This window comes from Marinobacter shengliensis (assembly GCF_030297115.1).
GTDB lineage: Bacteria > Pseudomonadota > Gammaproteobacteria > Pseudomonadales > Oleiphilaceae > Marinobacter > Marinobacter shengliensis.
In genome coordinates this window covers 460,115-479,435 of record NZ_AP028062.1, presented here as the reverse complement: position 1 = coordinate 479,435, position 19,321 = coordinate 460,115, and the positions used below count along the sequence as shown (strand labels likewise).

The 19,321-nt window shown below is 56.5% G+C and carries 18 protein-coding genes; 12 read left to right on the top strand and 6 right to left on the bottom strand.

All coding sequences use genetic code 11. The annotated features are described in order from the left end of the window. Window positions 1–17: 17 nt before the first annotated feature. Entirely contained in the window at window positions 18–1,997 is a 1,980-nt protein-coding gene (locus tag QUE75_RS02120; RefSeq protein ID WP_286253365.1) for a 4Fe-4S binding protein, read from the bottom strand. A 152-nt stretch (window positions 1,998–2,149) separates the two neighbouring features. On the opposite strand from QUE75_RS02120, the gene QUE75_RS02115 reads away from it, so the two are divergent. The 9 genes from QUE75_RS02115 (at window position 2,150) to QUE75_RS02075 (ending at window position 9,504) form a co-directional block, all read left to right on the top strand. Next, a complete protein-coding gene (locus QUE75_RS02115) occupies window positions 2,150–2,728 on the top strand; it encodes a DUF3305 domain-containing protein (RefSeq protein WP_152437141.1) in 579 nt (192 codons plus the stop codon). Then, window positions 2,728–3,342: a DUF3306 domain-containing protein gene (locus QUE75_RS02110; protein ID WP_286253364.1), complete on the top strand. Its 615-nt coding sequence runs from the start codon at window positions 2,728–2,730 to the stop codon at window positions 3,340–3,342. The genes QUE75_RS02115 and QUE75_RS02110 overlap by 1 nt, the downstream gene beginning before the upstream one ends. A gap of 107 nt (window positions 3,343–3,449) precedes the next feature. Next, a complete protein-coding gene (locus QUE75_RS02105; protein WP_138437004.1) occupies window positions 3,450–4,061 on the top strand; it encodes a TorD/DmsD family molecular chaperone in 612 nt (203 codons plus the stop codon). A 41-nt stretch (window positions 4,062–4,102) separates the two neighbouring features. Beyond that, on the top strand, window positions 4,103–4,291 hold the full coding sequence (locus QUE75_RS02100; RefSeq protein ID WP_058092954.1) for a twin-arginine translocation signal domain-containing protein: 189 nt from the start codon (window positions 4,103–4,105) through the stop codon (window positions 4,289–4,291). An 89-nt stretch (window positions 4,292–4,380) separates the two neighbouring features. Then, complete coding sequence (locus tag QUE75_RS02095) at window positions 4,381–7,266, top strand: formate dehydrogenase subunit alpha (RefSeq protein WP_286253363.1); 2,886 nt, start codon at window positions 4,381–4,383, stop codon at window positions 7,264–7,266. Window positions 7,267–7,281: 15 nt separating this feature from the next. Further along, on the top strand, window positions 7,282–7,890 hold the full coding sequence (fdh3B, locus tag QUE75_RS02090; protein WP_058092956.1) for a formate dehydrogenase FDH3 subunit beta: 609 nt from the start codon (window positions 7,282–7,284) through the stop codon (window positions 7,888–7,890). Window positions 7,891–7,977: 87 nt separating this feature from the next. Next, entirely contained in the window at window positions 7,978–9,150 is a 1,173-nt protein-coding gene (locus QUE75_RS02085; protein ID WP_286253362.1) for a formate dehydrogenase subunit gamma, read from the top strand. Continuing rightward, on the top strand, window positions 9,147–9,272 hold the full coding sequence (locus QUE75_RS02080; protein ID WP_264754036.1) for a hypothetical protein: 126 nt from the start codon (window positions 9,147–9,149) through the stop codon (window positions 9,270–9,272). The genes QUE75_RS02085 and QUE75_RS02080 overlap by 4 nt, the downstream gene beginning before the upstream one ends. Next, the gene (locus QUE75_RS02075; protein ID WP_106694373.1) at window positions 9,265–9,504 is read left to right on the top strand and encodes a sulfurtransferase TusA family protein; all 240 of its coding nucleotides are present in this window, start codon (window positions 9,265–9,267) and stop codon (window positions 9,502–9,504) included. The genes QUE75_RS02080 and QUE75_RS02075 overlap by 8 nt, the downstream gene beginning before the upstream one ends. A gap of 30 nt (window positions 9,505–9,534) precedes the next feature. Here the strand turns inward: QUE75_RS02075 and QUE75_RS02070 are convergent, their stop codons facing one another. Next, complete coding sequence (locus QUE75_RS02070) at window positions 9,535–10,572, bottom strand: helix-turn-helix domain-containing protein (protein WP_286253361.1); 1,038 nt, start codon at window positions 10,570–10,572, stop codon at window positions 9,535–9,537. A 159-nt stretch (window positions 10,573–10,731) separates the two neighbouring features. Here QUE75_RS02070 and QUE75_RS02065 point away from each other — a divergent pair, with 159 nt between their 5' ends. From QUE75_RS02065 to QUE75_RS02055, 3 genes are all read left to right on the top strand, one after another. Then, the gene (locus QUE75_RS02065; protein WP_286253360.1) at window positions 10,732–11,052 is read left to right on the top strand and encodes a 2Fe-2S iron-sulfur cluster-binding protein; all 321 of its coding nucleotides are present in this window, start codon (window positions 10,732–10,734) and stop codon (window positions 11,050–11,052) included. A gap of 75 nt (window positions 11,053–11,127) precedes the next feature. Then, on the top strand, window positions 11,128–12,537 hold the full coding sequence (locus QUE75_RS02060) for a cytochrome P450 (RefSeq protein ID WP_286253359.1): 1,410 nt from the start codon (window positions 11,128–11,130) through the stop codon (window positions 12,535–12,537). A 129-nt stretch (window positions 12,538–12,666) separates the two neighbouring features. Further along, window positions 12,667–13,980, top strand: coding sequence for a peptidoglycan DD-metalloendopeptidase family protein (locus tag QUE75_RS02055; RefSeq protein WP_286253358.1), 1,314 nt, complete (start codon window positions 12,667–12,669; stop codon window positions 13,978–13,980). A gap of 37 nt (window positions 13,981–14,017) precedes the next feature. Here QUE75_RS02055 and QUE75_RS02050 read toward each other — a convergent pair whose 3' ends face one another. The 4 genes from QUE75_RS02050 to QUE75_RS02035 form a co-directional block, all read right to left on the bottom strand. Continuing rightward, window positions 14,018–16,345, bottom strand: a complete 2,328-nt coding sequence (locus tag QUE75_RS02050; RefSeq protein WP_286253357.1) for a molybdopterin-dependent oxidoreductase — start codon at window positions 16,343–16,345, stop codon at window positions 14,018–14,020. 164 nt (window positions 16,346–16,509) lie between these two features. After that, window positions 16,510–17,151, bottom strand: a complete 642-nt coding sequence (locus QUE75_RS02045; RefSeq protein ID WP_286253356.1) for a response regulator transcription factor — start codon at window positions 17,149–17,151, stop codon at window positions 16,510–16,512. Window positions 17,152–17,155: 4 nt separating this feature from the next. Next, on the bottom strand, window positions 17,156–18,676 hold the full coding sequence (locus QUE75_RS02040) for a PAS domain-containing sensor histidine kinase (RefSeq protein ID WP_286253355.1): 1,521 nt from the start codon (window positions 18,674–18,676) through the stop codon (window positions 17,156–17,158). Between the two features lie 95 nt (window positions 18,677–18,771). Then, complete coding sequence (locus tag QUE75_RS02035; protein WP_286253354.1) at window positions 18,772–19,317, bottom strand: hydrolase; 546 nt, start codon at window positions 19,315–19,317, stop codon at window positions 18,772–18,774. Between the last annotated feature and the right edge of the window lie 4 nt (window positions 19,318–19,321).

Below are 19,321 nucleotides of genomic sequence, written 5' to 3'. Positions count from 1 at the left end.
CAATGTCCCGATCAGATCTAGTGGTCGCGATAGTCATCACTGGTGCGAACCCGGGGGCGCTCACCGCTGGCCATGGGCGCACTGTCGCCATGGAACTGGGCCTTTACCCGGCAATCGTCACACATCTTGATGAGCTGGACGTTGTCAGACTTGGTGTACATCCAGTGTTGGTTTTCCAGCTTCTCAACAATCCGGTTAATGGTGCTGGCAACACCAAAGGGTTTACCACACTGGATACATTCGAAGGGATCTTCACCGTGCAGGGCACGGGCGCTCAGTGCCGCCTTGGATAGATCCAGCTGTGGCTTCAGAGTGATGGCGGTTTCCGGACAGGTGCTTTCGCAGACACCGCACTGCACACAGGCGTTCTCGGTGAACTGAACTTCCGGTCTGTCCGGGTGATCGCCAAGCGCACCGGTCGGGCACAGGGATACACAGGCAAGGCACAACGTGCACTTGTCTGAATCAATTTCGATGGCGCCGTAGGGCGCGCCCGCCGGCAGGGGGATGGGCGCCTCAATTTTGTCTGCCATCGCAGTGGCGGCAACTCTGGTGATATCCCTGCGGCCGCCCACCAGCAACACAGGTTCACTCAGGCGGCCGGCATTGTCACCAGCTTCGCCGAGGTGCCCAGCCGCAATAACCCGAATCCGGCTGGGGGAATTGTGGGTACCCACCAGCATGGCCTGGGCCAGTTCCACTTCGGCAGCGACAGCCCGCCGATCCAGTTCGTTATCTGCCAGCATCAGCACTTCGGCGTAGCCCGCACCAAAGGCAGCCAGTATCTCTGCATGGCCTATGCGGTCAATCTGTTCCAGGCCAAACGGAATCAGGTCGTCCGCCAGCCCGTCGTGATACCTGGCCAGGTAGGCAATGGCCTCAGCGCCCGCACCCAGGGAATGAAACACCAGCCGTGGTGCCTCGCCCGCGTGCTCCCGGTAGGTCCTGGCCATCACATCCAGCGCTTTGGTAATCGACTCAAAGGGGGTTTCGTTCATGGTGATGGCGGAGGTCGGGCAAACCGCTGCACAAGTCCCGCAACCGGCGCAGATATCGGAATCAATCTGAATGTGGTCGCCGGCGGAAAAGATTGCCTCGGTGGAACAGACATCCAGGCAACGGGTACAACCGGGCTGGTTCGCCCGCGAGTGGGCGCACAGGGATTCTTCCAGCCGGAAATACACGGTTTTCTCAAACTCACCCACCCGCTCTCTGGCGGTCAGGGCAATGCGCTCCAGCTCACCGCTTTTGGCAGGATCAGCCCAGAAATAGCCGTTGCGCTTCTGGTAGTGTGGAAATGCCGGGGCACCGCCCCGCAGATCGATAAAAATGTCGCACTCGCTGCGGGCCGTGGCCTTTGCGTCGCCATAGGCCGGTGCACCCCGGCCCGCCGGATTCAGCATTTGCAGCTGGGCGAATTCCAGCGTGAAATTGCCGAGTGCGCCTTTGGCCGCGGTCAGTTTACCCCTGGCTACGTCGTACCTGGCGGAGGGTAACTGGACAGGGCCGGCATCACTCACAACGCAGGTAACGCCAAGCTCATCCTGCACCAGTTCCGCCATCCGAATGGCCTGGTCGGTTGGGCCAACGATACAGCAGATGCCACTGGACTGGATGAGCTTTGCCGGCGCCATGGCCGCCGGCAGCTGCGCCCCGGCCATCAACGCGGCCTGCTTGGCATGCAGGCGTTTGGGATTGGCATCCGGCGCGCTCCAGCCGGCACGGTCACGGATATCGATGGTGCTCAACGGCGCGGACTGGCTCACTTCCGCTTGCACATCCTCGCCCAGGCGCTCGAATAACGCCGCTTGCTGGCCGCAGGCAATGAGCACTTCACCAGTGCCGCTCAGGTGTTCGGCGGCCGTAGCCATGTCCTTGCCACACAACTCATCCACAACAATCACCTGCCCGGCTGCCGAAGCCGCTTTCAGCGCCTCGGGACTGACGGCCTGCGTTTTTTCGCAGGTGCATAACAGAAGGGTTTTAGTTGGCGTCATCAGGAAAATTACTCTTTTAGTTATTTTTGTACGTATTGATTTCAACCGTGGCTCTTCGAGCATGCCACAGCTGTTTGGCCTTGGACAATCGGATAATTGGATAATTGCCCGGGCTCTGCTAGCTTCAAGAGACAATAAGAAAGAGAAACATCATGAGCAGTCGTACGGACAGTTGGAAACGAGAATTGCCGGTCGGCGCGGTGGTTCGGCGTACCCCCGGAATCACCCGGTGGGCACGTGATATCTGGACACCCGTTGCTGTGATCCCCGGTGCGCCAGAAGCGTTCTGGAAAGAAATGGTCCGCAATGGCGATGTGGTGGATTACCACGCCGGCACCGTGACCATGGAGCTGTTTCGTGCTGATGTGGAAGGTTACCTTGTTTCCCTCAACATGGCCGTCCCCTCTGTTTGGGTCGTGTTGGACAGAGATACCACCGGTCAGTCCCCGGCGGGATGGGTCGTCACCACCATCACCGCCAGTGCCCATGAAGCCCTCGATACCCTGGACAGCGGCGAAAGTATCGTCGAACCCGTTCCGATCCCCGAGTCTCTGGCGGCCTGGATCAAAGAATTTATTGATATGCACTTCGTCGATGAGCCCTTCAAGAAACGCCGCCGAGACCGGGTTGACGTAGATGCCGTCGAAGAGGGCAAAGGCGACCCGCGTATTCGTCAGGAGAGCGACGTTTACCGGGCTCCGACAAACATCAAAAAACCGAATGTGCAGTGATGACTGAATCACGCCTGCAACGATGGTCGCGCAAGAAAGCCGAAGCCAGCAAGCAGTCTGGCCCTACCACCCCCTTACCTGTTGAGAATGAGCCCCCTGCCGAAGAGCAGGAGCTCGCCATTAACCAGGCGCTGCCTGAGCACGAAGTGCTCGAAAAATACGGCTTGCCGGATCCGGACACCATCACACTCGGCACCGACATCACCGGGTTCATGCGCAAGGAGATCCCCGAATTGTTGCGCCGCAAGGCACTGCGCGCACTCTGGAAATCCAATCCGGTTCTCGCGGTGCTGGATGGCCTCAACGACTACGACGAGGACTACACAGACGCGGCAACCGCAGGCGAAGCCGTCAAGACGTTGTACAAAGTCGGCCAGGGCATGTTCGACAAAACGGCGACAAAGACCGAATCAACAATAGAACACGCAGAACCTCAGACCGGCGAGCCGGAACCAGTCAACACCCGGGAAACTTCGCCACCGGAGGGGTCTTCGGAACCAGAGCCAGCCATTGACTCTTCAAGCCAGACCAGGCAGCCACCATCGCTGTCGGACGCGGAGGATGAAGAGGCAGAACCGGCCCCACGTTACCGGCCAAGAATGAGGTTTGATTAAACACCACCACAAACCGGACATGTCTCGAGACTGGTTGCGCCATCGCCCTTTCGGGACTATAAATCTAGATAGCACAAAATTTGAACAACAACATGAAGGAACGTGATTTGGCCAACACTGCTGAAAGCCTTTGTCCTCGCTCGATCAGTGACGAGGATCGAGCCAGAGCCCAGATTTACCAGCTACTGGGCACCCTGCTGAGCAACCCACCGTCAAGTGAGTTGCTGAAGGGGCTGGCGACCCTCAAGGGCGACGACACCCTCATTGGGTCTGCCTCGAAGAACCTTGCTGCCCTCGCCCAACGCACCTCGGCCACCGACGCGGAGCGGGAGTATAACAATCTGTTCGTGGGCCTTGGCCGTGGTGAACTGCTGCCTTACGCCAGCTATTACCTGACCGGATTCCTGAACGAAAAGCCTCTTGCGAACCTTCGCAGTGATTTGATGGCAAGGGGCATCCGTGCCCGTGCCGACGTCAAAGAGCCGGAAGATCACATGGGCACGCTGTGTGAAACCATGGCAGGCATTATCACCGGCGAATTTGAGTGTGACAGCGACCTGCCGTCGCAAAAAGCGTTTTTTGACGCCCACATGGCAAAGTGGGCGCGATTGTTTTTTACCGATCTGGAGCAAGCGCAAAGTGCCATCTTCTACGCCCCCGTGGGCTCGCTTGGTAAAGCATTCATGGCCGTAGAAGCAGACGCCTTTGCAATCCAGTAACCGGGATCAGCTCGATCCCCTGAACCAGGTGGAGATGTTGTATGAACGACCGTAATAAAGAAAACAGCCGCCGACATTTTTTGCGGATGGCCGTTGCCGCTGCCCCCGCTGCAGTGGCAATGACGGTAGCACCGAACGCCGCAGCCGAGGTCGTTAAAGACGTACCGAAAAGCAGCGGCCTGCGCGACACAGAACATACGCGCAAGTATTTCGAATCGGCTCGCTTTTGAAGGGAGCCAGGCCGTTCAAGATTGCGTGATGCTCTTGGATGACCCTGCCCCCGGTAAAACGAGAACAATAAAAGAGAGAGGTATTGGACATGTTAAGGAAGAAAACCAACGGGTTAGCGAAAGGCCCCCGGGCGGGTTCTTTACTTTCATCCCTCGCTGCAACCACCATGGACCGACGGGGCTTTTTGACCGCCTCCGGAGTTGCCGTGGGCGGGCTGGCTGCGTTGTCGTTACCAACCACACGGGTACAGGCCTCAACGCCATCAACTGAAGGCGGAAACGTCGTTCGCAGAAAATCCGTGTGTACCCACTGCTCGGTAGGCTGCACGGTGGAAGCGGAGGTTCAGAACGGCACCTGGATTGGTCAGGAGCCGGGATGGGACAGCCCTTTCAACATGGGCGCCCACTGCGCCAAAGGCGCTTCGGTACGGGAGCATGCCCACGGTGAGCGCCGTCTGAAGTCACCCATGAAAATGGTTAACGGTCAGTGGCAGAAGATCTCCTGGGACGACGCCATCAACGAGATTGGCGACAAGATGCTCCAGATCCGCGACGAGAGCGGCCCGGATTCCGTCTATTGGCTCGGCAGCGCGAAGTTCAACAACGAACAGGCCTATTTGTTCCGGAAGTTTGCCGCTTACTGGGGCACCAACAACGTCGACCACCAGGCCCGGATCTGTCACTCCACCACCGTTGCCGGTGTAGCCAACACCTGGGGCTACGGCGCGATGACCAACTCCTACAACGACATCCACAATTCCAAGGCCATCTTCCTGATAGGAGGCAACCCGGCCGAAGCACACCCGGTATCGCTGCTGCACATTCTTAAAGCCAAGGAAGAAAACAACGCACCACTGATTGTCTGCGATCCACGCTTCACCCGAACGGCGGCTCATGCCGACGAGTTTGTGCGCTTCCGCCCAGGCTCAGACGTCGCGCTGATCTGGGGCATTCTCTGGCACATTTTCGAAAATAAATGGGAAGACAGAGAGTTTATCCGCACCCGCGTTTATGGCATGGAGCAGATTCGCGAAGAGGTTAAACGCTGGAACCCCGAGGAGGTAGAGCGAGTAACCGGTGCACCCGGAGCACAGCTGGAACGGGTTGCCCGCACTCTGGTCAACAACCGCCCGGGCACGGTGATCTGGTGCATGGGTGGTACCCAGCATACCAACGGTAACAACAACACCCGCGCCTACTGCGTGCTGCAACTGGCACTGGGCAATATGGGCGTGGCCGGCGGTGGCACCAACATTTTCCGGGGCCACGACAACGTACAGGGCGCCACCGACCTTGGCGTACTGGCCGACACCCTGCCCGGCTACTACGGCCTGACCGCCGGCTCCTGGGCCCATTGGGCACGGGTCTGGGAAGAGGACATGGACTGGCTGAAGGGTCGTTTTGTCACCTGGGACAAAGATGGAAAATCCCGGGCCATGATGAACGAAAAAGGCATTCCGGTATCCCGCTGGATAGATGGCGTCCTGGAAGCCAAGGAAAACCTCGAGCAGCCCGACAACACCCGGGCCATGGTGCTGTGGGGCCATGCGCCCAACTCGCAGACCCGTATGCTGGAAATGAAAGAGGCCATGGAGAAGCTCGATCTGCTGGTTGTGGTGGACCCCTTCCCGACGGTTTCAGCGGTGCTGCATGATCGTAAAGAAGGCGCTTACCTGCTGCCTGCCACCACCCAGTTCGAGACTACAGGTTCGGTGACCGCCTCGAACCGCTCTTTGCAGTGGCGTGAAAAAGTGATTGAGCCCCTGTTCGACTCCAAGGTCGACCACGAAATCATGAAGCTCCTTGCGGACAAGTTTGGCTTTACCGATCGCATGTTCCGCAACATCGCCATTGAGGGCAACGAGCCACTGATTGAGGACATCACCCGCGAGTTCAACCGGGGCATGTGGACCATTGGCTACACCGGCCAGTCGCCAGAACGCCTGAAAAAACACATGCAGTATCAGCACCACTTCGACAAGACCACCTTGCGCGCAGTGGGCGGGCCCTGTGATGGAGACACCTACGGTTTGCCCTGGCCCTGCTGGGGCACAGCGGAGATGAACCACCCGGGTACGCATATCCTGTACGACATGTCGGTGCCCGTCTCCAAAGGCGGCCTCACCTTCCGGGCGCGATTCGGGGTGGAGCACAACGGCCAGAACATTCTGGCAGACGGTGTTTACTCCAAAGACTCCGAAATCAAGGATGGTTACCCGGAATTCACCATGCAAATGCTGATGGATCTGGGCTGGGACAGCGATCTGACCGCAGAGGAACGGGCTGCCATCGAAGCTGTTGGCGGACCAACCGCAAACTGGAAAACGGACCTGTCAGGCGGTATCCAGCGGGTAGCCATCAAGCACGAATGCGCGCCCTTTGGTAATGCCAAGGCCCGCACCATCGTCTGGAACTTCCCGGACCCCGTGCCACTGCACCGTGAACCGCTGTATACCAATCGTCGCGACCTGATCGAGGACTATCCAACCTACGCCGACAAGACCTTCTGGCGGGTGCCAACCCTGTACGAGTCGATCCAGAAGAACGACTTCAGCAAGGACTTCCCCATCATTCTGACCTCCGGTCGACTGGTGGAATACGAAGGGGGTGGCGACGAAACTCGCTCCAACCCCTGGCTGGCGGAACTCCAGCAGGACATGTTCATTGAGGTGAATCCACGCGACGCGAATAACATGAACATTCGCGATGGCAGGGATGTCTGGGTGTCTGGCCCGGAGGGCGCACGCATCAAGGTAAAAGCAATGGTTACCGAAAGGGTTGGCGAAGGCGTGGCCTTCATGCCGTTCCACTTCGGCGGTCACCTGCAAGGCGAGGATCGCAGGCACAAGTATCCAAAGGGTGCTGATCCTTACGTGTTGGGTGAATCCACAAACACCGTTCAGACATACGGGTACGACTCGGTCACGCAGATGCAAGAGACCAAGTGCACCCTGTGTGCCATCGAACCAGCATAACAAGAGGTGTAGACCATGGCACTTGAAGGACAAGCAAGAGCAAAATTCCTTTGTGACGCCGAGCGCTGCATCGAATGTAATGCTTGCGTGACAGCCTGTAAGAACGAGCACGAGGTCCCCTGGGGCATCAACCGCCGCCGCGTGGTTACCATTGAAGACGGTAAACCGGGTGAGCGGTCCATCTCGGTAGCTTGCATGCACTGTTCAGACGCGCCCTGTATGGCCGTTTGCCCAACAGACTGCTTCTACCAGACGGCGGACGGCATTGTGCTGCACTCCAAGGATCTGTGTATCGGGTGTGGCTATTGTTTTTACGCCTGCCCCTTCGGTGCGCCGCAGTTTCCCCAGGCGGGAAACTTTGGCAGCCGGGGCAAGATGGACAAGTGCACGTTCTGTGCGGGTGGCCCGGAGGAAGACCACTCCACAACCGAGTTCAACAAATACGGCCGTAACCGTATTGCAGAGGGCAAATTGCCACTCTGCGCGGAAATGTGCTCAACCAAAGCCCTGTTGGCCGGTGATGGCAACACGGTTTCGGACATCTATCGCCAGCGAGTGGTGAACCGCGGTTTCGGTTCCGGCGCCTGGGGATGGGGCACAGCCTACGAGAAGAAGGGCGCGTAAACCCACCGGACAGTTCCGGGGCCTTCGGGCCCCGGAACTGATTTCGGCATTGTCTTCTTTTGGTCTATTCCGCTCTGGAGCACTCTGATGAAAACAAAACTATTGGGTGCCGCCCTGCTTGCTATGGCGACACTGCTTTTTCATCCTGCCTGGGCGAGTGATGCCCCGGCGGTTGATCGAACCGCGACCGGGGGCGCGCAAACCCTCGAAGATATCATGGCTCGCCAGCAACAGCTGAAAATGGACGAGTCGTTCCGTTCTGAAAACCTCGGCAACCCGGCCAACGCCAAACCGATCACGGAGCAACTGGGCACCCGGGGCGGCGTGTCAGACTCCGATGTCTGGCGGGGCATCCGCTACAACCAGAGCGATATCAAAACCCAGGCCAGGGGCCCCGGGGCCGATGTGCTGATTCAGGATGGGGGAATGCCTTGGTACAAGCTGCGGGAGGGCCCGATCATCTCCTACGGCGGTGGCGCCCTTCTGGGCATCATTCTGCTGCTGGTAGTGTTCTACTTTGTTCGCGGCAAAATCATGATTGATGGTGGCCCCTCAGGCACCAAAATCGAACGATTCAAAGCCATCGAACGCTTTGGCCATTGGCTGTTGGCTGGTTCGTTTATCGCACTGGCCCTGACCGGCCTGATCACCCTGATGGGGCGAAGCTTCCTGATCCCGGTCATCGGGCACGAGGCCTATTCAACCCTCGCCGTGGGCTCCAAGTGGTTGCACAACAATATTGCCTGGGCGTTTATGCTGGGCCTGGTCATGACCTTTTGCATGTGGGTAGCGCACAACATACCCAACAAACTCGACTGGCAGTGGATCAAGGCGGGCGGTGGCATCTTCACCAAGTCCCACCCCTCCTCGAAGAAGTTCAACGCCGGCCAGAAGATCATCTTCTGGACCGTGATGCTGCTGGGTGTCTCGGTGTCCCTGTCAGGCCTGTCGCTGCTGTTCCCGTTTGAAATGCCCATGTTCGCTGGCACCTTCAGCGTTATTAACAGTGTTATCGGTACCGACTTCCCGACTGCGCTGACGCCCCATGAAGAGATGCAGTACGCCAACATCTGGCACTCTATCGTTGCGTTCGCCATGATGGTGGCCATCATCGCCCACATCTACATCGGCTCTGTCGGTATGGAAGGTGCGTTTGATGCCATGGGCAACGGCCAGGTTGATCGCGAATGGGCCCGCCAGCATCACGACCTGTGGGTAGAAGAGGTTGAGGCGAAACAAGGCAAAGGGGGTTCATCATGAAAGTTATGGCAGCCGCGTTTGTCGTGGCCCTGGTCATTGCCTTTTGTGCGCCCGTGGTACTGAACCAGTTTGGCTGGTCCTCTGCGGAACAAGGCAGTTCCACGAGTGTGCGCCTTGACTGACCAGGCAGAGGTATACCGGATCGACGCTGTCGGTCTGGTATGCCCGCTTCCGGTTTTGCGCTTCAAGAAACGCACCCAGGGGCTGCCCAGTGGCACCCGGGTGGAATTCCTGGCGGATGACGTCAGTGGCCGCCGCGATTTGCAGGCCCTATGCGAGATCACCGGCCACCAGATTGAATCGGTCCATGAAGAAGATAACGGCGTCATTCGTTATCGTATTTGCCTGGCCTGAAGCAAAGCGCCCAATACCTCTGGCCACAGATCATGTTTGCGATGCACTACGACGTCGATATTGGTCCGGTGTAACGCCAAACCACCGCTTGAATGCCCGCCGGAAATTCGCGCTGTCGTGATAATTCAGCAACTCCGCAATGGCCTCGACGGACACCGAGCTGTCCCGCAGATAGCCTATCGCCTGCTGCGACAAAATGCCGTCTCTCAATTGCCGAAAACTGGCGCCTTCCGCTTTCAATCTTCTCGCCAACGTGCGCTTGCAGATAAACAGCGCGGCGGCGGCCTCTTCTTCAGTCAACACCCCGGGCGGATGAGACAGCATCATTTTCTGTACCCGGTATTTGCAGCTCTCACGGTCGGACTGCAATTGCGCCAGCATGCATTCACACTGCTTCAGCGCCATCATGTAGTTCTCATGGTTGGCGGACGCATTGGGCACCTTGCACACGTCGAGCGGAATGTTCAGCGCGAGTGAGGTTGCGCCAAATGTTATCGAACCCGGAATGTAGTCCGCGTAGCAATGGCTGTACCCAGGCTCCTTGTGCAGAAACCCGCATACCACCTCCCCCACCGGTCGGCCCACAATAAATTCCGCACAATCAAAGAAGATCACCGCAAAGCTCTCACTCAGAACCTTTAAAAGTGATTCCGACAATTCCACATGAAAGCGGCAAGTCACCTCCAACCAGTTGTCCCTGGCGGCCATCTCAAGGCGGGCCAGGTTCATGCGGGTTGGCAGGAAGACCTGAAAAGCCCGAATGGCAGTCAGCAGGTCCGGGCTGCTGTTGACCAGAAACCCCATGGCACCGTGGGTAGGCGACGTCAGCCGCCGGCCTAGGCGCAATCCGAAGGTATCGTCATTAGCCAGCTGCAAACTGTTATCCAGTATCTGCAATTGCTGTTGCGGGGTCAGCAGAGTGTCCTCCTGCAGAAACTGATCCACTGTCAGCTGGGTCATCGCCAGCAAATCCGGGACATCGCGGGTTTGTAAAGCCAACTCCCGGGCAATCAGTCGGCTGTAATTGGAGGGAATACACGGCTGGCTCAGGTCAATGTCGCGTATCATTATTCTTGTGTCCTTGAGTGAGCGCCTGAAGACCGGCGCACACCTTGAGTGTCTTTAAATGACCCCTCGCTGTCAATTAATGACCTGCCACCCGAACATCGCTGATCGTAATCTGGCTTCCACTGAAACCACTCCAAAAACAACAGAGGTGAAACGCGTATGGGTCAGATTACATTTATTGAACACAACGGTGCCGCACATGTGGTCGAGATTGCCGCAGGCCAAACGCTGATGCAGACCGCCGTTGATAACGGCATCCCGGGAATAGACGCGGATTGTGGCGGCGCCTGCGCCTGTGGCACCTGCCATGTAATTGTTGATAACGACTGGATTCAGGCCACCGGCAACATCAACGCCGATGAGCAGGGCATGCTGGGTCTCACGCCCGAAAGAGCCGATACCTCACGCCTGTCTTGTCAGATCACCGTCTCGGAGGCCCTGGATGGCCTGATCGTGCGCCTGCCCGAGTTTCAGATGTAATCCACAAGAACTCTGCTGCATGTCGGCTTACCCGCGCCGGCAATAACGAAACAACTGTGTTAACCGAGGTATCCTATGAACCTGCTGAATTCACTGATTGAGCCTGCCCTGAAGCCGGTTATGGATAAGGCTGCGGCGGTTATTCCTGTTCATTGGCAAGTCCGTGGCGCTCATGCTATTCAGAGCATCAAGCAGCGTACCGGCAGGAGCCGCGAAGTGCCGGTGTTCAATGAAGTCCCATTACCCGATGTATCCACTCTTGCGTTACAAGACATCGACCTGAGCAATCCGTTTCTGTACCGGCAAGGCCTCTGGGGTTCCTATTTCAAGCGGTTGCGGGATGAGTGCCCTGTGCACTTCCAGAAACAGAGCCCGTTCGGCCCGTTCTGGTCGATCACCCGCTACGAGGACATCATGTTTGTGGATACCCGCCATGACCTGTTCTCCGCCGAGCCCATCATTTCCATTGGCCCCCAGCCTGAAGGGCTGGAAATCGAAACCTTTATTGCCATGGACCCACCCAAGCACGATGCCCAGCGCCAGGCTGTGCAGGGTGTGGTAGCACCGAACAACCTGGCGCAAATGGAGGCGCTGATTCGCAGCCGCACAGCCGATGTGCTGGACCAGCTGCCGGTGGACGAACCCTTTGACTGGGTACAACGGGTATCGGTTGAACTCACTTCCCGTATGCTGGCCACCCTGTTCGATTTCCCCTTTGAGCTGCGTCACAAACTCGCTTACTGGTCGGATGTGGCCTCCGGCGCCCCGGAATCCACCGGAGGGCACGCCAACCGTGACGAGTTTTTCCGGGCGGCCGCCGATATGGCGCAGCAGATGTCGTTGTTGTGGCGAGAAAAGGAGGCCCGGAAAGCTGCTGGCGAAGAAACCGGGTTTGACCTGATCAGTCTGCTGTTGGCCAATAACGACACCCGGGACATGATCAACCGCCCCATGGAGTTTATGGGTAATATGGTGCTGCTGATCATTGGCGGCAACGACACCACCCGCAATTCCATGACCGGCGGCGTGCTGGCGCTTAACCAGTTTCCAGAGCAGTTCACAAAACTCAAACAGAATCCCGAGCTGATTCCCAATATGGTGTCAGAAATCATCCGCTGGCAAACACCCCTGGCCTACATGCGCAGGGTTGCGAAACAGGATGTGACGCTGAACGGGCAGACCATTAAACAGGGTGACAAGGTGGTTATGTGGTACGCCTCGGGCAATCGGGATGAGCGGGCCTTCGAGCAAGACCCGGACCAGTTCATTATTGATCGGAAAAACGTGCGTAAGCATCTTTCCTTCGGTTTCGGCGTGCACCGCTGCATGGGTAACCGCCTGGCAGAATTGCAGCTCAGGATCTTATGGGAGGAGATACTGAAACGCTTTGACCGTATTGAAGTTTTGGCAGAGCCCGAGTACGTTCAGTCCAATTTCGTACGCGGCTACAGTGCGATGACGGTAAAACTCTCCGCCAAGCCCTGACGAGGGGGTTAACACCGGATGGGCATCACCTGTTAAACTGCTTTCGGAGCAGGCCCGCAGGGCGTGCAGTACGCAATCAGGTTTAAAGCTTGTCGGAACGGTTTCAGGGCGAGCGGGGTTTATTGAACGATGGCAAAGCAACAGGCATTCACTCCAACTCACAAGGTGCTGCTTGGCATCACCGTGCTCATGGTGTTGATCGCCAGCTTCTGGTCCACACAAAGCTCATCCGCGAAGATACCCGCCCTACCGGTTGAGCCCCTGGTTACCCCTACTGATCCCTCTGCCGGTGTTGGGGCGCTGCCTGATACGCTTGCCGAATCCCGTTCAGACACCCGCACCCAGCACCACGAAGTTCAGCCCGGCGACACCCTGAGCAGTATTTTCAGCCGCTACGGGGCACCCACGTCTGATCTGTACAAAATCATGGAAACGGATGTGGAATACCTGGCCCTGGAAACCCTGCAACCCGGCACCCAGCTGCGGCTGACCTTTGACGATCAGCACAGGTTCACCGAGCTTGCCCTCGTGCTTGATACCGCCCGCACCGTTTTCTACACCCGCACAGACGATGACCAGTTCGAATATCGCCGGATTGAAGCAGATACTCACTGGGTGTCTGAAGTGCTGAGAGGTTCCATTGAAGGCAGCTTCTACGTTTCTGCGGTAAAAGCAGGGCTCACCGCGCACCAGATTGCCTCGGTCAACCAGTTGCTTGAACACCGCCTGAATTTCCGGCGGGATTTACGTGCCGGCGACCAGTTTGCCGTAATCATCAGCCATGAAATGACCGATGATCAAAGCACCGGTAAAACCCGGGTTGAAGCGGTTTCGCTGAAGCGGGGGAGCCGCACACACACCGCATTCCGGTTTGAGGACGGCAATTACTACGACCAAAACGGCAAAAGTGTGCTGCCCGCGTTTCGCCGCTGGCCCACCCAGACGCCTTACCGGGTCAGTTCCCACTTCAATCCGAACCGCAAGCACCCGGTAACCAAGCGAATCGCCCCGCACAACGGCGTTGATCTGGCCACCCCCGTTGGCACCCCCATTTTCAGTACCGGCGATGGCATTGTGCAGCGCGTAGGTAACCATCCTTTCGCAGGCAAGTACATCGACATCGACCACGGCAACGCTTACAAAACCCGCTACCTGCACCTGCACAGGATTCTGGTCAAGAAGGGACAGTCCATTCAGCGGGGTGAGAGAATTGCGCTGTCTGGCAACACCGGGCGCAGCACCGGCCCTCACCTGCATTTTGAACTGCATGTGAATGGACGGCCGGTGAATCCTCTGAAGGCAGATATACCTACCGCAGCGGACATCCCCAGTGAACACGCCAAAGCGTTCAAAGAGGACGCTTCCTACAAACTCGCTGTTATGGAGCGGGCGGGTAGTCGTTCGAATCTGATGTTGGCGGGTGCTCGGGTTTCGTTTGAGTGAACCCGACCATTCAGCACCCGCCATTCTCAAATGCCCATCAGTAGCTCGGCCATCTCACCGTCGGTGGTGTAAACACAGTCACAGGAGGCGCCTCGCCTTTGTATACTTCGATGTCGACCATGCACGACATGGCACTGGGACCCTGAGCCAAGCGTGAAGTACCCTCATCCCGCGTTAACACGTTCGGGTTCCCGTGCAAACAAGAAATGCCTGAAATGTTAGCCGGTGGTGGGTTGTACCAGGCGCCGGTACTCAGTTGCAGAACCCCGGCACGCACATCATCGCTAATCAGCGCAGTGCACAGGCAAGAACCACGTGGACTGTACACACGGACTAATGCTCCGTCCTGTATATCCCGAGACTCTGCATCCTCAGGGTTAATAAGCACGGGCTCACGACCATTAATTTTCGAATTGCGACTGTGGCTACCGTGGTCAAGCTGGGAGTGAAGTTTGTTTGCGGGCTGATTCGAAATCAGATGCAGTCTCTGGCCATTTGCGGGACGCCCTAACCATTCCTTAGGTTCGTTCCAGAAGGGAAATCCCGGGGCTTCTTGATAACCAAAAGCCGCCACCCGCTCTGAGAAAATTTCAATTTTTCCGCTAGGCGTTTTCAGGGGGTACATCTCAGGGGCGTCACGAAACTGTTTCAGCAGTATCTGAGGCTCGCGAGGCGTGGAATTCTCAAACCATTCGCTCAATTTGAACTCGTCGAATTCTGGCAACTCAATGCCAACAGACTTTGCCTTATCTCGTGTTTCAGCATAAAGGGCTTGTAGCCAAGCTTCCTCATCACGATTCCCGGTAAAGGCCTCTTCCGCACCCATGGCTTTGGCCAGCAGCCTGAAAATGTCATAATCAGCCCGACTCTCCCCAACAGGCTCAATGGCTTTTTCCATATAAACCAAAAACGGATCCCGGCTGGACGATGCGATATCGTTTCGCTCAAGGGGAGTCGCGGATGGCAAGACAATATCCGCGTGCCGAGCCAGCGAGTTCCAACTCCATTCATGCACCACAATCGTGTCTGGCTTCTGCCACGCTTGCCTCATCCGAACAAGGTCCTGGTGATGGTGGAACGGGTTACCGCCGGCCCAGTACACCAATTTGATCTCGGGGTACACACCCGTCATCCCGTTGTACTCAAAGGTTTCACCGGGATGCAGCAGCAAATCCGTAATCCGTGCAACCGGGATAAAGCTTTTAACCGGGTTTTGCCCCTGGGGTAACGCAGCTCCGGGCATGCCTTGGTAATTGGCGCCTATGGCATTCATTGCACTGTAGCCAAAGCCGATGCCGCCGCCGGGGGTTCCCAGCTGGCCTAACATCGATGCAACAGCAATGGCAGCCCAGTACGGTTGCTCACCGTTATCCTGACGGGTAAGCGACCAGCTCACCGAAATCATCGTCCGTTTGGTGGCCATTTCAACAGCGAGATCACGGATCTCAGAAGGCTGAAGGCCTGTTCGTTGGCTCGCCCATTCCGCTGATTTGGGCTCACCGTCATCATCGCCCAGGACATACTGGAGGAAACGCTCAAAACCCACGGTGTATTTCGACAGGAATGCCTGGTCTACAAGATTCTCTTCATGAAGGGTATGGGCTATGCCCAGGAGGAGGGCCACATCACTACCCGGGTAGATGGGATACCAGCGTGCATCGGATTCAGGCAACATATCTGAGCGCAAAGGCCCTACATTGACAAACTTCATGCCGTTGGCTGCCGCATCCCGCACGCCTTGCGCCTGCCCATGGCGCCCAACGCCACCATTGGTCACCTGGCCATTTTTGATGGGCACTCCGCCAAACGCGACAAACAGTTCGCAGTGGTCCTTAAGAACGTCCCAGCTCGTCGCACCATTGACCATTGAGTAAAAGTCACCGAGCACATACGGAAGCGTCACTTCTGCGGCGGCGTAACTATAGGTGTTAACAGAGTAGGTAAACCCGCCAATCGTGTTGAGAAAGCGCTTGAGCTGGCTCTGTGCGTGGTGAAAGCGGCCAGCACTGGACCAGCCATAGGAGCCACCGTAGATCGCCTGGCTCCCGAACTGACTGCGAACCCTCTCCAGTTCGCCACTGACAAGCTCTATGGCCTTTTCCCACGAAACCTCGACGAAATCATCGCTTCCCCGCCGCCCGTCAGTGTTTCCCGGCCCCTTCTCCAGCCAACCTTTACGTACCATTGGCCTTTTAATTCTTAACGGGCCATCGAGCACATCGACAATCCCCTGTCCAATTGGGGAGGGGTCCGGGTCCTTTTCGAAACCGTTGATAGCGGTCACAACCCCGTTGTCAGTATGGACCCGATAAGTACCCCAGTGGGTGCTGGTGAGTGTGCCTTTGTCCAAACATGCAGAATTCATGTGCGACTCCTATTTGTTATATAGGAATCAAAGCACACAGAGCAATCAAATACAAATACTTGGTTTATTTTTTATAATTGAGGGTTTTTACTTGATTTTGGTTTTTTCGGCCAGCTTGGCAGATAGAACAGCCTCAGGGCCACCGGCTGCAACCCGGCTCCGGGCTAGCCCGCCGTGTTAAAACCCGGAAGTAACCCCAGAGAGATTGCCACCTGAACCAACTCCGCAAACGAATCTACCTGCATCTTTGCCATCATATTGGCACGATGGCCTTCAACGGTTTTCCGGTTGATTTGCAACTCGTCTGCGGCCTCCTGGTTAGAAAGCCCCCTCACAATGAGCTCCAGGACCTGACGCTCCCTTCGAGTAAGGCTCTCATAGCGCTCACGCATGCGTATCTGAGAACCCTGCCGAAACCGACGCACTCGATCTTTTTCAAGGGCATTATGTACATGATCGATTAGCACCTGATCATCGAAAGGTTTCTCGATAAACGTCAGGGCTCCCTGCGTAAGTGCAGTCACCGCCATGTCTACATTTCCGTGGGCTGAGATCATGATAACGGGTAACTCAATGTTGTGTTCTGGCAGCTTCTTCTGGGCATTAATCCCACTTAGCCCAGGCATCCGGACATCCATTACGATGCACCCACTTTGGTTCACATCAGCTTGATCAAAAAATTCGAGGGCATTTTCAAACGCCTGAACCTTCAACCCGACGGACTCAAGCAGCCATTTCAAGGAATCTCTTACATCAGCGTCGTCGTCAATGACAAATACTGTTTGAGCGTCAGTCTTCACAGTCATAGTGTCAGTCAGCAGTATCTAAGGTGAAAGAAAAGCGGGCGCCCCGCTCAGGCAAATTTTCGGCCCATAACTCGCCACCAAGATTCTCTACCAATGTACGGCTTATGGCCAGCCCCATTCCAAGGCCAGATTGCTTTGTTGAGAAGAAACGATCAAAAAGGCGCGGCAGGTCGGCTTCCGAGATACCACCTCCCTGATCCTCAACCCTCACGCATACGTGTCCCGGCACTTGATGGGCTGCCTCGACTTTCACAGTTGCAAAGGGCTCTTCGCAATCCTGAGCACTGGCTTCGATTGCATTAACAATCAAGTTCAACAAAACCTGCTCAAGCTGAACACGGTCACCACGAACCAACGGCAACCCCGCAGGCACCTGACAAACCACCCGCACATGATGCCGCTCCGCCGTCGACTCACAGAAATCCACCATCTCTCGTATCAATTCCGAGAGATCAAGGTCAGAGATGATAGGCTCTTGCTTACGAGTAAAGTCCATCATCCGATGAATGATTTCACCAGCCCTTAGGGCCGTGCGTATGCTTCGGCTTATCGGAACCTCTAGGTCACTCCAGGTAATTTTTTCCTGGCCAGCAAAGCGCCGCTCAATCCCACGCAAGTAATTAACCACAGCCGTCAATGGCTGGTTCAGCTCATGGGCCAGACTCGAAGCCAATTCCCCCATTGTCACCAATCGGCTGGCATGGTCGATATCCCCCTGGTATTGCTTAAGCTGCTCCTCCGCCGCCTTCTTCTCTGTGAGGTCATGTGCCACCAGAGAAAAGTACTCAATGTCACCATGAAGCGAACGGTGCGCCAACAGTTCCAGCATAACAGGAATACGACGGCCTTTAAGGCTGCGCATGTCCAGCTCACCGCGCCAATTTCCGGAATGCCGGGCTGCAGGAAGGCCATCATCCATCAGCAGGGCATAGCCCTTATCGGTAACAAACCAGGACAACGGGAAAGCACTATAGTCAGTTTGCTCCAGCTGTAGCGCCATTCGAGCCGATTCATTGAGGTGAGAAACGGTAAGGTCCAGGTTCAGAAAGACCACAAGATCCTGAGTACTCTCTAAAACTCGAGCAAGCCGCCGATTCGCCTTATCAGCCTTGATTCGGTGGGTAGCATCCCTCGAAACCACCAGGATCTCACGAATCTCGTTAGTCTTCAGGTCGCGAATCGTACGACTGGTGCTTTCCAGCCAAGTGTAGTGGCCATCCTTGCACCGAAAACGATAGGTATGGGTGTACAGGCCCCGGTCATAGTTCACCGTGGGCGCGCGCAGCCTGAAGTCTTCGACATCATCAGGGTGGTAGAGATCGTAGGCAGACATGCCGACAATCTCCTCAACGCTGTAGCCCAGCAGGTGGGTGACGGCAGGAGACGCATAGATGAACCGCCAGTCCTCCGGTGTATGCCGGGAAATCATATCCGTAGACTGTTCGGCCATCTCTGCCAAGAGCCGATTGCGCTCGGCATCATCTGTCAGAGCCGTAAGCCCCTCTTCCGGAGTTCGGGTTTTCATTTGCAGCAGGTTCTCCCGGCCATCGTTGCCTTACTGGAGCCTATTCTGACGATCTCCGGGGCCCTTGGCCATAAGGCCGCAGAGCCCCGAGCCCGCTACCTCAGGAACTCTTTACTGAATGCCTTGAATTCCGCAGCATCAGACCGGCGTAGCCATTCAAAGCCGACCATTTCTCTGGTGACAATTCGGGCGCCAGCCCGCTCCATCCGACGCAAGGCAACGTCGGTATCGAAGGGGTTGCGCGCGGAGATGGCATCAGCCACAACAAACACGTCCAACCCTTCATCCAACAACCTCAGCGCAGACTGCATAACGCAAGCCTGAGATTCCATTCCGCATAGCACCACCTGCTTGCGACCATGGGCCTGAAACGCCTTTTCAAACTCAGGGTCATCGATACAGGCAAAGAACGTTTTGCCATAAATCTTGTCGAGGCCAACCAGTTCGCGCAGGCTTTCCTCTGTATGCCCGAGACCGTCCGGATATTGTTCAGAGCCAATAACGGGAACCCCCATCAAACTCGCCAACCTGACCAACCAGCTGCAATTCCTTACAAGCTGCTCATTTTCGTGAACACCGGATAATAAACGTGCTTGAACATCAATGACCGTAACAATGGCGTTCTCTTTATCCATCATCATTTAA

Excerpts from the sequence above, each read along its gene's own strand:
- QUE75_RS02120 (WP_286253365.1), bottom strand. The coding sequence starts at position 1,997 with ATGACGCCAACTAAAACCCTTCTGTTATGCACCTGCGAAAAAACGCAG.
- QUE75_RS02115 (WP_152437141.1), top strand. The coding sequence starts at position 2,150 with ATGAGCAGTCGTACGGACAGTTGGAAACGAGAATTGCCGGTCGGCGCG.
- QUE75_RS02110 (WP_286253364.1), top strand. The coding sequence starts at position 2,728 with ATGACTGAATCACGCCTGCAACGATGGTCGCGCAAGAAAGCCGAAGCC.
- QUE75_RS02100 (WP_058092954.1), top strand. The coding sequence starts at position 4,103 with ATGAACGACCGTAATAAAGAAAACAGCCGCCGACATTTTTTGCGGATG.
- QUE75_RS02095 (WP_286253363.1), top strand. The coding sequence starts at position 4,381 with ATGTTAAGGAAGAAAACCAACGGGTTAGCGAAAGGCCCCCGGGCGGGT.
- fdh3B (WP_058092956.1), top strand. The coding sequence starts at position 7,282 with ATGGCACTTGAAGGACAAGCAAGAGCAAAATTCCTTTGTGACGCCGAG.
- QUE75_RS02085 (WP_286253362.1), top strand. The coding sequence starts at position 7,978 with ATGAAAACAAAACTATTGGGTGCCGCCCTGCTTGCTATGGCGACACTG.
- QUE75_RS02080 (WP_264754036.1), top strand. The coding sequence starts at position 9,147 with ATGAAAGTTATGGCAGCCGCGTTTGTCGTGGCCCTGGTCATTGCCTTT.
- QUE75_RS02070 (WP_286253361.1), bottom strand. The coding sequence starts at position 10,572 with ATGATACGCGACATTGACCTGAGCCAGCCGTGTATTCCCTCCAATTAC.
- QUE75_RS02065 (WP_286253360.1), top strand. The coding sequence starts at position 10,732 with ATGGGTCAGATTACATTTATTGAACACAACGGTGCCGCACATGTGGTC.
- QUE75_RS02060 (WP_286253359.1), top strand. The coding sequence starts at position 11,128 with ATGAACCTGCTGAATTCACTGATTGAGCCTGCCCTGAAGCCGGTTATG.
- QUE75_RS02055 (WP_286253358.1), top strand. The coding sequence starts at position 12,667 with ATGGCAAAGCAACAGGCATTCACTCCAACTCACAAGGTGCTGCTTGGC.
- QUE75_RS02050 (WP_286253357.1), bottom strand. The coding sequence starts at position 16,345 with ATGAATTCTGCATGTTTGGACAAAGGCACACTCACCAGCACCCACTGG.
- QUE75_RS02045 (WP_286253356.1), bottom strand. The coding sequence starts at position 17,151 with ATGACTGTGAAGACTGACGCTCAAACAGTATTTGTCATTGACGACGAC.
- QUE75_RS02040 (WP_286253355.1), bottom strand. The coding sequence starts at position 18,676 with ATGAAAACCCGAACTCCGGAAGAGGGGCTTACGGCTCTGACAGATGAT.
- QUE75_RS02035 (WP_286253354.1), bottom strand. The coding sequence starts at position 19,317 with ATGATGATGGATAAAGAGAACGCCATTGTTACGGTCATTGATGTTCAA.